Raw genomic sequence first — 11,615 nt, 5'->3', positions numbered from 1 at the left:
CCGGCTGGTGCTGATCGTGTAAGAGCTGGCGGACCGCTGGTCCCCAGCCAACGTGAGCCAGGAATCCCCGTCCTTTAGGGCGGGGAGGATGTCAAGGGACACGCTCGCCTTCCGGGCGTGGGGAGGTGCCGGCGGCCGTGGCCGCCCACAGCGCGGCGAGCGCGTCGTCCAGCGTGTGGGACGGCCGCCAGCCGAGGGCTTCCGCCGCTGCGGTGATGTCGGAACACTGCCAGGAAATCTCGGCCGAGCGGGCCGAGCCGCCCGTGTCCTCCTCCGTACGCCCACGGAAACCCGCCGCGCGGGCCAGTCCCCTCACCAGATCGCGTACGGGGACGGCCTGGCCGGCGCCGATGTTGAGGACCCGTGGCAGCGGACCGGGAGCGGCCACCGCCAAGTCAACCGCCCGTGCGACATCGCGCACGTCCACGAAGTCACGGAACGCGGACAGATCACCGAGCCGCAGCACCGCCTCCGGGTCCTCCCCGGCCGCGCGCAGCAGCGCCGCCGTCCGGCCGGGCAGCCCGCTGGACGGCGCACCGGGCCCCACCGGGTTGCCCACCCGCAGTACCACCGCGTCCAGGCCCGAGGCGGCCACCGCGACCGTGCCCGCGAGTTTGGTCGCACCGTACGGGGTGACCGGCCGGGTGGCCGCCGACTCCGTCGTCCGCGTGTCCGGCACGCCCGGGCCGTACTCGGCGGCCGAGCCCAGGTGGACCAGACGCGCCGCGGGCGCCGCCTCCCGCAGCGCCGCGCACAGCACCGCCGGGCCGCGGGCGTTGACCTCGGCGAGGGTCACGGCGTCGCCGCCGGTCGCACCCGCGCAGTTGACCACGGCGTCGGGCGCCACCGACGCCAGGGTCTTCGCCAGCGACTCAGGCCGGCCGGACGCGAGGTCGACGGCGACGTCGGCGCCGGGGGAGCGGCCGCCGACGAGGACCGGCACGCCCGGCCGGGCGCGCAGCCGCTCGACGACGTGACCGCCCAGAAAACCGGTTCCGCCCAGGACGAGAATGCGCATGCGGTGCTCAGGCTCCCTTGAGCAGAAGTGACTTGCGCGAGGTGAACTCGGCGTTGGCCCGGTCGTAGTCGTCCGGACGGCCGATGTCCAGCCAGTATCCGTCGAACTCGTAGGCGTACGGCGGTTTCTGGTCTCTCAGCAGGTCCAGGACCAGTTCGTCGAAGCCCAGCGGCAGCCCGGGGGTGTAGCCGTCGAGAGTCCCACGGGACACTCCGTAGACCCCCATGGAGACGCGGTAGTCCATGCTGGGCTTCTCGGTGAAGGCGACGACCTTGCCGGACTCCGTGGTCAGCACCCCGAAGTCGATGTGCACCTTGCGGGCGTAGGTGGCGATGGTCAGCGGTGCTCCCGACTCCCGGTGGGTGCGCAGCACATCTGCGTAGTCCAGGTCGGTGAGGACATCGCCGTTCATCACCAGGAACGTCTCGGGCAGCCGGTGGCGCAGGTTCAGCAGCGGGCCCATGGTGCCCAGGGGGCTCTCCTCGGTGGCGTAGTCGACGGTCATGCCCCACTGGGACCCGTCGCCGACGTAGGCGCGGATGATCTCGCCCAGATGGCCGATGGCGATGGTGCAGTGGGTGAAACCGGCCGTGCAGAGCTGACGCAGCACGATCTCCAGGATGGCGTGCTGGTCGCCGATGGGGACGAGCGGCTTGGGCAGTGCGGTGGTGTAGGGCCGCAGCCGGACGCCCTTGCCTCCCGCCAGGATCACTGCGTGCATGGGGCTCCTCCTTCGTCGGTGCCGGGGACGACGTGCAGGCTGGGATCAGATGTTGTAGATGCCGGTCTTGTACCGGTCCAGGTTGGCCGGATCGCGGAAGAACTCCACGGTGTGAGCGAGCCCTTCCTCCAGGGTGCGGGCGGGCTCCCAGCCGGTTGCCGCGGCCAGCCGGGACGCGTCCGCGACCAGCCGCATCACCTCGGAGTTCGCGGGGCGGATACGCTCGGCGTCCTCCCGCACCTCGAGTGCGGTGTCCATCACCTTGCCGATCAGCGCGACGAGGTCGCCCACCGAGATCTCCCCGCCGGTACCGGCGTTGAAGGTGCGGCCCACGACCCGCTCGGCCGGCGCGCCGCCCACCGCGAGGAACGCCTGCGCGGTGTCCTTGACGTAGGTGAAGTCCCGTGTGGGACGCAGGTCCCCGAGGGTCAGGGTGCGCTCGCCGGCCGCCACCTGGCCGATGACGGTGGGGATCACCGCGCGCATCGACTGGCGGGGTCCGAAGGTGTTGAACGGTCTGAGTGTCACCACCGGAGTACCGAAGCTCGCGTGGTAGCCGTCCGCCAGCCGGTCCCCGCCCGCCTTCGACGCGGCGTACGGGGACTGGGTGTTGATGGGGTGGTCCTCGGTGATCGGCACGGTTTGTGCGGTGCCGTACGTCTCGCTGGTGGAGGTGTGCACCAGCCGGGGCGTGCCGAGGGCACGCACCGCCTCCAGCACGTTCAGCGTGCCCGTGACATTGGTGTCCACGTAGCTGTGCGGCGCCCGGTAGGAGTACGGGATCGCGATGAGCGCGGCCAGGTGGTAGGCGACGTCGGCGCCGTCCAGCAGGGCGCGGACCGAGCCGGGGTCCCGGACGTCACCGAGGACGATCTCCACGTGGTCCAGGACGTCCGGGGCGAGGGTCTCCAGCCATCCGTAGGAGGAGAAGGAGTTGTACAGGACCATGGCCCTGACCCGGTGCCCGGCGGCGACCAGCGCCTCGGTGAGGTGGGAGCCGATGAAACCCTCGGCTCCGGTGACGGCGGCGAGCGGTGCGGAGGTCAACTCGTGTGTCCTTCCGGTCGGTTCGTGTGCGTGGTCGTGCGGGGACCCCCGGTGCCGTGCGGTGGCACCCGGAGGGCGGCGAGGCGGGCCTGCCGTACGGCGGGCCGCGCACCGGCCGGTTCTTCAGGCGTGTGGGGCCGGTCGTCCGAGCCGGCGCAGCGCGCACACCGTCAGACACAGCGAGGCGGCGGCGCAGCACAGGGGCAGGAACACCGGGCCCGGTGGCAGGTGCAGCAGCGTGACCGCCCCGGTGCCGGCTGCGGCCGCGAGGCAGATCACCGCCGGCGGCCAGGCCGCTCCGAACGCCTGGAGGAGCAGTGCGATCCACAGCGTGGCCGCGAGCAGCGGCAGCGCGACCGGCTCGGCGCCGGTGAGGAGTGCGGCGGGCAGCAGAGGCCCGACGTAGGCGAGCAGGCACAGGGCCAGGACGCCCGCCGAACGCAGAAGGAATCCGGCGGGTGTCGCGGTCGCGCGCAGCGCCGCGACCGACAGCCCTCGGTAGCGGTACAGCAGCCATTCGGCCGGCCCCATGCTCACGGTCAGCACGATCACCGCGTACGGCTCCCGGCGTCCCTCCAGCAGCACCAGCGTGCCCGCGGCCAGTCCGAACAGGCCGTACGGCAGGGACGACAGCAGCCGGGGCCGGCTGCCGACCGCTGCCGAGGGGAGGGCGAGGACCTGCCGCAGGACCCGGCCGACAGCGGCGAGCGTCGCGACCAGCGCCAGCAGCGGCAGACCGACCCGCAGCAGCCTCCCCGGCTCCCACCACGGGAGTACGGCAGCACCGGCGACCAATGGGGACAGTGCGGCCAGCAGCAGCCACTCCCCGCCCAGCACCAACAGCACCCCCGCCGCCGCCAGATACACCGACTGCGCGGCCGCCGCCAGGATGATGCGGCCGCCCCCGGCGGGCAGCGCGGCGAGGAGCGTGGCCACCGCCGCGCCCAGGGGCGCGCCGGTCAGCAGCGCGCGCCCGGCCTCCCGTCGCCCCGTCGCCATCCGCAGATGGGCGCGGTGGCCGAGGGCCTGCCCCCATGCCCAGGACGCGAGCCCCGCCACGATCAGGACGCTGGTGTGCCGACCGGGGTGCCACAGGGGTGCCGTGAGCAGATAGGCCAGTCCCGGCAGGGCGAACAGCACACCGCGCAGCAGACAGCGCACAGTGTCCGGGCGCCAGGGGTCGGGTGCCGGCACAGGCTCGGGGAAGGCCCGCGGTACGCGCTCGTAGAGCGCGGCGGCGAGGGAGAAAAGGTCCGGGTGCCCGTACCGCTCCTTGATCACGTCGGCGGACAGTCCCTCAGCCTCCAGCAGCGCGGCCACCTCATAGGGGTGGACGGCGGGACCGACGCGGTCGGCCAGCTCGGCGGCCAGCCGGCTGACGGCCTCCTCGTCGGGGCCGCGCCACGGAAGCCGCAGCGCCAGGGTGCCGTCGTCGGCCGGGCGAGGACTCGGCGCCCGCCTCCCGGTCCCGGCCAGCCGCAGTGCCAGCGTGTCCTGTTCCGTCCCGTTCGGCTCGAGCGCCATCGGCCCGCTCATCCGGCCAGGCTCCTCATGCCGGTGGCCGCCGGGGCCGCGGCGTTCGCGTCGTCCGACGCGTCCGGGTCCGCCGCGGGATCCGGGCCGTCCGGCGGGGACTGCGCGGCCGCTCGCGTGGCTACGGCAACCGCAGGCCGGGCGCCCGGCGGAGACTGCGGAACCGGCGCCGGCGACTTCGACGGTGGGGCCGGCGCGGACGCGGATGCCGAGGAGGCATGGGCGAGCGTCGGAAGTTCCAGGTAGATGGAGCGGAAGGTGTCGATGGTCTGGCGCAGGGTGAACTGCTCGATCACCCGCATCCGCGCAGCCTCTCCCATCGCCCGGCGGCGCGCGGGGTCGCTCAGCAACTCGAGCGCGGCCGCGGCCATGGCCGCCGGATCGCGCGGTGGAACCACGAGGCCGGTGCCGCCGACGGCCTCCCGCACCCCGCCCACGTCGGTGGAGACCGTGGCCCGCCCGCACGACATGGCCTCGATCAGGGTGAACGGGAAGCCCTCGCTGATGCTGGAGAGCATCACGACGTTGCCGGCCGCGTAGGCGTCCTTGATGTCGTCGACCCGGCCTTCGAAGGTGACCGCGTCCGCGTGCCCGAGGTCGGCGGCCAGCGCCTCGCATCGTTCCCGGTAGGCCTCCCCGCCACGAGGCGTCCCGCCGAACAGCCGAAGCCGGGCCCCGGGTATGCGCTCCCGGACGAGGGAGAAGGCGCGGACGAGCGTCTCCAGGTCCTTGATCGGGTCGACCCGGCCGGCCCAGCTCAAAGTGGGCACCTCCGGCTCGGGCCCGGCCGGCGGGAACGCGGCGGGATCCACGCCGTTGTAGACGGTGCGGATCGACTCCGGGACGGCACCGCCCTGTTCCTCCCACAGCCGGTTGTAGCGGTTGCCCGGCGTGATCAGGACCGCCCTGCGGTAGCTCTCCTCCGCCAGCAGCCGGAAGAAGCCGAGGACGACGGCCTTCACCGGCCAGCGGTAGGGGGCGGTGCGATAGCCGAGGTAGCGCTCGCGCAGATAGACCCCGTGCTCGGTCAACAGCAGCGGAACCTCGTACCGTTCCAGGCCGGCCAGACCCGGCAGGACGGCGACGCCGCCGCTGACCGCGTGCGCGACCCCTTCCCTGGGCGGCGGCGCGGCCAGGGGACGCAGGGCGTGCTCCAGCAGGGCTGTCGCGGTGAGCGCGTCGTGCAGGGTCGGGCGGGCCTCACGCACGGCCAGGCCCGGCCGGTTCCACACCCCGGCCAGGATCGCGATCGCCCGGTCGCCGCGCAGGAACGGGCTCAGTGCCCCGTCGGCCGCCGCCCGCGCCATCTCGTACAGCGCGGGGCCGAACCCGTCCTCGGCGCACGGATCGAGCAGCGCGGTCAGAAACCGCTCGTAGGCGGCGACCAGCCGGTTGCGGACGCGGCCCTGCGGCGGCCGGCCGTCCGGCGGGGCGCCCCACATCGGGACGGACCGGACACTGGCGATGTGGGCGGGCAGGTCCCACACGACGGGCTCGCGACCGGTGCCGGTGACGGCGATGACGTCGAAGGCGACGTCGGGCATGCCCTGGACCAGCTGGTCGCACCAGACACTGACGCCACCGTGACTGTGCGGATAGGTGCCTTCGGTGAGCAGGGTGACGCGCGTCGCGCCGGGGCGTCGCGCGCCGTGGTGAACGTGCATCGATGTGCTCCACGGCCGAGGTGTGGGGTGGGCGTGCCGGTCCCGGCCGCAGCTGGGCGGCCGGGACCTTCGGTCGGTGCGCCGTTCAGTGGTCCATGTCGTGGGAGGCCTGTGGCGTCACACCCTCGGGGAGACGGGTGTCCGGGGCGGGGCCGGTGGCCGGGGCCGGCCGGGTGACGCGGGCGGTCCGGGGCGGAGCCGCGGCGGACGTCGGCAGGGTGAAGGTGAGCGGGCCGCCGGAGGAGGGCGCCCAGGCGGACACCTCGCCCGCATAGGCGGTGCCGAAGGCGCTGCCGGACAGCCGGGTCCCGGTGGGCAGGGTCGCGGTCGCCGCCACGCCGTTCGGTGCCTGGATGGTCACGGTGTCGCCGACGCGGTAGGCGGTGATCCGGCCCGCGCGCAGGGCGGAGTCCCAGGCGGCACGACGTTGCAGTTCGGTGCCGATCTCCTTCATCCGCAGGTTCACCACGGGGCTGTTGTCCGCGAACAGGGCGTCGTATCCGTCCAGGACACCGGTGAGGACCGGGTAGGCGATGCGGTCCTCGGCGAGGTTGGACTGATGGATGAAGTGGGGCTTCGGGTCGTTGGACAGCACATGGCCGAGGGCGATCCGGGTCTCCAGCGGAACGATGTGGCCGGAGTAGCCGGTGGTGGTGTCCAGCGGTGCCGGCAGGCAGGTGGTGGTGGCCGGGTTGTCCTCGCAGATGCCGCTTCCGCCCTGGGCGCGGGCGGTGTACAGCCAGTTGTACTCGTCGACCTCCTCGGCGGCGTGACCGGCGTTGTAGAAGACGTTCATCGGGTAGCGGGGGACCGTCATGGCCGCACCGACCCGACGCTGCTCCGGCTCACGGGAGTTGTCCGCGGCGAGCCAGGTGACGTGGTTGTCGGCGAGGGCGGGCACGAGATCGGGGTTGTCGTCGGGCTGCTGCGGCAGCACCTTCAGCCCCGAGTGCTCGCCGGTGACCAACTCGCTGTCGTCCAGTGGCAGTCCGGCGATGAGTCCCCAGGCCCGATTGTTGGCGATCTCGTCGGAGATGGCGGTACGGCTGACCCACTGGGTGCTGCCGTCGGCGTTGGTGGCGCACCTCCAGGGCACCACGGTGGTGTCCTGTTCGCAGCCGAGGAAGGCATGCGTATAGGTGTGGTTGACCCAGCGGAACCGGTTGCGGTCGGCGATCAGCTTGTCGGCGAGCTGGTCCACGCCGTTGTTGTCCTCGCGCTGGTCCAGGCTGCCGGAACCGTTGAAGACCATGTCGAGGGTGAAGTGGTGGCTGTTCTGCCAGGCGGTGGCGTAGTCGACGTCGGCGGCGGTCATGCGGATCGGGTGGGGCGTGCCCGCGCCGCCTGTGCAGTCGACGTCTCCGGGAGTGCAGTTGAGCCGGGTGTCCCAGCGGTCGTCGGCGGCGAAGACGTCGTCGACGTGCACGGCGAAGTAGTTCCGGGAGGCCCCGAGGTGCACGCCCCCGGTCATCCACTCCACGACGCCCCGGGCCAGCAGCCGGAACTGCTGCTGGTACTGGTTGTAGACGAAGGTGACGACGAGTTCACGGCGCCCGTCGTGCCGGTACTCACCCACCAGCGAGCCCCGCTTCGACGTTCCCGGGACCGGCGCGTCGACGTACGGGGTGAAGTCCGCACCTGGGGCGGGCGCCGACAGATAGGCGTAACTCTCGTTCAGCTCGTTGGAGTTGTCCTCGAAGGGAACCGATCCGTCGAGATAACCGAAGGGCCCCGACTTGCCTGCGGCGGTCACCTCCGCCCGGACACCGTCGAGGCTCCCCGAGTAGCCGCCCAGCACCGGATACTGCAGGCCGGCCTCGGGGCGGGCGTAGGTGTAGGCGTCGACCTGAGGGATCGAGTACGTCTGCTCGTAGGCCGCGAGCGCCGCCATCTCGGGCGAGCCCGTGGCGAACGGGTTGTCGTTGGGCAGGACCACGGCCTGGAACCTGGCCCGCGGCCGGCCGTCCACCGTGTCGGCGAGGAAACCCGAGTCGATGACCGGCCGGTCGGGACGGTCGAGGTCGATCTCGGTGTACGGCGTTCCCGCGGCGTCCAGCTCGGCCGCGATGGCCTCGGTGGCCGGGCCGCCGTCACTCACCAGCAGGACGCGCAGGTCGATACGGGGTGCGGCGGTGTCTGCGTGGGCCGCGCCGGCCGGCAGCCCCAGTGCTGCGATGAGTGTGCCCACCGTCAGCGCGCTGGTGCGTATGGTCCGCTTCATGCGGTGAAGTCCCCTCCCCGGGCAGGGGCGAGTACAGCTCCCATGGAGCGGACGCACCCCCTGGCGTGACGCCGGCGCCCCCTCAGAAGCCGGTCATCGACGCTCTCGTCGCGTTACATGGTGATGTCTCTGTGTAGCTTTCGTGGTCATGCTGCGGAACATGACGGAAAAGCGAAGGTGGTCAACTTGTCGCAACCGCAAAGGAATCGACCTCGCGTCCACCGGCGCCGCCCGTGCCGGAGAGGTGCGTCGAAGGTCGCGTGTGCAGGTCCGGGGCCTGAACGCCGCGCCGGCCGACCGAGGGGGTCCGCCGGCCGAAGTGCCGGGGTTCCGGGCCGCGGCGGGCGCCCGGGCGCAGGCTGAATTCAGGTCGGTCCACCGCGGAACCGGACGGAGCGTCAGGCGCAGAGCACCCGGGTTTCGGGCGTGTAGACCGGGCCGCCGCTGGTGTTCGTGCTGTCGCTGAACTCGGTGTAGTAGTACGAGTAGAAGCCGATGTCGCCGTTACAGCCGGAGTCGGCGGCGATGTGGAGCGTCAGCGTGACGGTACGGCTCTGCCCGGGCGGGATGGTGGCGCCGTAGTTGCCGCCGAGGTTGGCCGGACCCGTGCCGGAGCAGGGAGTACTGCCGGCGGCCGTGGCCAGGGTGCAGCCGGTGAAGCTGTACTTCAGGTCGGGGCGCTGGGTGGTCAGCCATGTCGGGTCGATCGTCTGGTGCACGAACCAGATGTCGTAGGTCTTGTTGTTGGTGATCGTCATCGACAGGTTCACCGTGCCACCCGGTGTGGTGGTGCTGCTGTCGGTGGCGAACGTCAGCGTGGCCGGCGCGGGATCCGCGCTCGCGGCGGGGGCGAGACCGAACACGGCGAGGACGAAGGCGAGGACGGCGGTGAGGCCGAAGCGTCTCATCTGAGGTGATCGCATGGCCCGGGAGGCTAGGCACAACGTGAGCGCACCGTCTGCCCCTCCGGGCGAGCCGCGCGCACACGTCGGCCGGAAGTGATCCTTATGCGAAGACCGCGCGGTGAATCTGTGACGGTTACCCGCCGGCTGCGTCCGTGCACGGCACGGACGGGGTGGCACGGCGATCCACCGGACGGGTGGATCCGGAAGCGACGGCGACGCGGCCGGACGCTATTGGCGCATTACGAGACCGCGGAGCCGTGCGGTGGATGACTGTCCCGCGCTCCGAGCCTGTCGATTTCCACGGCGCGTCCAGCCACGCACACAAAGGTGTCCGTTGGTTACCGGCTCCGGTGAACCGGTGCGCCCGAGCCTGTGACGCTGTCAGACGGCGACCGCCTCGCCCATCTCCTCCTCGGCCGCCTCGTCTTCGGCGTCCTGGCAGATCCTGAAGGCGTCCGAGAAGGGCCTGGACCTGCTGAAGCGGGCCAACCGGCAGCGTCGTGCCTCCTTCGCGAAGCGGTTCACCGGCTGGAGCGACGCCGACGTGGCACGGTTGGCCGACTACCTGCGGTGTTACAACGCAGCCGACGTCGACTGAGCTCGGGGCGGCAGCACCAGACGGTCGGGCTCCCTGCACCGGTCGCCCGGCAACGGGGGCGGGGAGTGGTGTTCGGCGGGCCCGACCGCGTGATGACCTGGGGGCGGTGGGTCAGGCCGTGTTCCGCCGACGGGCTGCCATCACCGCGTAGACCATGATCCCGGCGAACAGGAACAGTACGCCCTGGTACACCGCCGCGTACCCGGCGCCCGCGACGAGCCACAGGGTGAAGGCCGCCGCGACCGCCGTGACCACGGCGTCCCGGGCCAGCCGCGCCCGGTCGACCCGCTCGCTCCGGCCGGAGACGAGGTGGAAGATCTGCGCGGCGGTGGCCAGCAGATACGGCACGGTCGCGGTGAACGTGGTGACGAGAACCAGGGCCTCGAACACCCCTCCCGAGCCGGATGTGTAGGTGGAGACGGTGAGCAGCGAGGCGAGAACGACGGTGACGCCGACGCCGACGGTGGGAACGCCTCGCCGCCGGCGTGCGAAGACGGCGGGGAACAGGCCGTCCTGCGCGGCCGCGTACGGTGTCTGGGCGCTCAGCAGGGTCCAGCCGTTGAGGCAGCCGGTCATCGACACGAGCGCGGCGAGCGCCACGGCCCAGCCGCCCCAGGAGCCGCCGAACATGGCGTTCACGGCGTCCGAGAAGGGGGCGGTGGAGTGCACCAGGCGGTCGTGCGCGACCGTGCCGAAGACGGACAGCGTGCCCAGCAGGTAGACCAGTGCGGCGCCCGTGGTGCCGATGACGGTGGCGCGCCCGACATTGCGCCGGGCGTTCTTGACCTCGCCCGCGCTGACGGCGGCGGACTCCACACCGAGGTAGGAGAACAGCAGGACCGCGGCGGAGGCGGACACTGCGCCGACCGCACTGCCGCCGTTCGCCTGGAAAGGGCCGAGGTTGTGCGGATCGAAGAAGAACAGCCCGCCGACCGCGACGAGCAGGAGCGGCACGAACTTCAGCACGGTGGACAGGAGTTGGACGGCACCCACGTAACGGGTGCCCGCGAAGTTGGCGAGGGCGGGCAGCCACTGGAGGGTGAGCGCGGCCAAGCACGCGGTCCAGCGGTGGCCGTTGACCGGGATCAGTACGTCGAGGTAGCCGACGGCGGCGACGGCGAGCGCCGCGTTCGACACCCAGGTGGTGATCCAGTACGCCCAGGCGGCGAGGAAACCGGCGAAGTCGCCGAAGGCCTCGCGGGCGTAGACATAGGGTCCGCCGGTACGAGGGTCCCGCTCGGCGAGCCGTCCGAAGAGCAGGGCGAGTGCGATGGCGCCGACGGTCAGGACGCCGAAGGCGACCAGGCTGACCGTGCCGTACGGGGCGACGGAGGCCGGGAGCAGGAAGATGCCGCCGCCGATGATGTTGCCCATGACCAGCGCGGTGGCGACGGGCAGTCCGAAGCGGCGGGCATGCCTGCCGGGGTTCCCGGCGGGATCTTCGGTGGGGGCGGGGGCCGCGGGGGTCTCCTGCGGGGCCGGAGCCGACGGTCGGACGGTTCCGGTGACGTGCATAGGGTGGTGCGCCTCTCTCGAACAGAAGCCCGGGATCGCCGGGAGCGGGCTCATTGTCCGACATGAGCCCACATGACTCCAAATCGAGCGCCTTTGTCCTGTGTGTCCGGTCGGGCGCCGCAAAAGGTACGCCTTCGGGGGCCCTGGGCCGGGAATCGTCCAGCGGCCAGCTCCCGAGTGGGCTGTGACACCTCTGTTGCCGGAACTATGGGCTCCGTCACAGCTGCCACGGCGTTGTCCTGATGGGCTCGGTGGATGGCGTTCCTGCTCCTGCTGCTCATCCCGGCCGGATCGGTCGTCCCCTCAGCCCTAGTCGGCCACGGACTCGGCACCCTCGGCCGAGTCGGCCTCCGACGCGCCGGCCGCCGAGTGTGGTTCCGGAGCGGAACCTCC

At 72.0% G+C, this 11,615-nt stretch carries 9 protein-coding genes; all 9 read right to left on the bottom strand.

The features are described from left to right. Window positions 1–91: 91 nt before the first annotated feature. Entirely contained in the window at window positions 92–1,018 is a 927-nt protein-coding gene (locus ABZ876_RS31410) for an NAD-dependent epimerase/dehydratase family protein (protein WP_361788296.1), read from the bottom strand. A gap of 7 nt (window positions 1,019–1,025) precedes the next feature. Next, window positions 1,026–1,739, bottom strand: a complete 714-nt coding sequence (locus ABZ876_RS31405; RefSeq protein WP_361788294.1) for a sugar phosphate nucleotidyltransferase — start codon at window positions 1,737–1,739, stop codon at window positions 1,026–1,028. Between the two features lie 45 nt (window positions 1,740–1,784). Continuing rightward, complete coding sequence (locus ABZ876_RS31400; RefSeq protein WP_361788292.1) at window positions 1,785–2,786, bottom strand: GDP-mannose 4,6-dehydratase; 1,002 nt, start codon at window positions 2,784–2,786, stop codon at window positions 1,785–1,787. A 123-nt stretch (window positions 2,787–2,909) separates the two neighbouring features. Continuing rightward, window positions 2,910–4,322 carry a hypothetical protein gene (locus tag ABZ876_RS31395; RefSeq protein WP_361788290.1) on the bottom strand — a complete coding sequence of 471 codons (1,413 nt, stop codon included), beginning with the start codon at window positions 4,320–4,322 and terminating at the stop codon, window positions 2,910–2,912. Continuing rightward, entirely contained in the window at window positions 4,319–5,983 is a 1,665-nt protein-coding gene (gene pelF / locus ABZ876_RS31390) for a GT4 family glycosyltransferase PelF (RefSeq protein WP_361788288.1), read from the bottom strand. Before pelF ends, ABZ876_RS31395 begins: the two co-directional genes overlap by 4 nt. An 85-nt stretch (window positions 5,984–6,068) precedes the next feature. After that, a complete protein-coding gene (locus ABZ876_RS31385) occupies window positions 6,069–8,204 on the bottom strand; it encodes a hypothetical protein (protein ID WP_361788286.1) in 2,136 nt (711 codons plus the stop codon). 398 nt (window positions 8,205–8,602) lie between these two features. Then, window positions 8,603–9,112, bottom strand: coding sequence for a hypothetical protein (locus ABZ876_RS31380; protein WP_361788284.1), 510 nt, complete (start codon window positions 9,110–9,112; stop codon window positions 8,603–8,605). A 378-nt stretch (window positions 9,113–9,490) separates the two neighbouring features. Continuing rightward, window positions 9,491–9,634, bottom strand: coding sequence for a hypothetical protein (locus ABZ876_RS31375; RefSeq protein WP_361788282.1), 144 nt, complete (start codon window positions 9,632–9,634; stop codon window positions 9,491–9,493). Between the two features lie 184 nt (window positions 9,635–9,818). Further along, complete coding sequence (locus ABZ876_RS31370) at window positions 9,819–11,222, bottom strand: amino acid permease (RefSeq protein WP_361788280.1); 1,404 nt, start codon at window positions 11,220–11,222, stop codon at window positions 9,819–9,821. Window positions 11,223–11,615 lie beyond the last annotated feature (393 nt).

The organism is Streptomyces sp. NPDC046931 (assembly GCF_040644655.1).
Classification (GTDB): Bacteria; Actinomycetota; Actinomycetes; order Streptomycetales; family Streptomycetaceae; genus Streptomyces.
Note: the sequence above shows the minus strand (reverse complement) of the source record. Positions and strands in the feature narration are given on the sequence as shown.

Excerpts from the sequence above, each read along its gene's own strand:
- ABZ876_RS31410 (WP_361788296.1), bottom strand. The coding sequence starts at position 1,018 with ATGCGCATTCTCGTCCTGGGCGGAACCGGTTTTCTGGGCGGTCACGTC.
- ABZ876_RS31405 (WP_361788294.1), bottom strand. The coding sequence starts at position 1,739 with ATGCACGCAGTGATCCTGGCGGGAGGCAAGGGCGTCCGGCTGCGGCCC.
- ABZ876_RS31395 (WP_361788290.1), bottom strand. The coding sequence starts at position 4,322 with ATGAGCGGGCCGATGGCGCTCGAGCCGAACGGGACGGAACAGGACACG.
- pelF (WP_361788288.1), bottom strand. The coding sequence starts at position 5,983 with ATGCACGTTCACCACGGCGCGCGACGCCCCGGCGCGACGCGCGTCACC.
- ABZ876_RS31385 (WP_361788286.1), bottom strand. The coding sequence starts at position 8,204 with ATGAAGCGGACCATACGCACCAGCGCGCTGACGGTGGGCACACTCATC.
- ABZ876_RS31380 (WP_361788284.1), bottom strand. The coding sequence starts at position 9,112 with ATGAGACGCTTCGGCCTCACCGCCGTCCTCGCCTTCGTCCTCGCCGTG.
- ABZ876_RS31370 (WP_361788280.1), bottom strand. The coding sequence starts at position 11,222 with ATGCACGTCACCGGAACCGTCCGACCGTCGGCTCCGGCCCCGCAGGAG.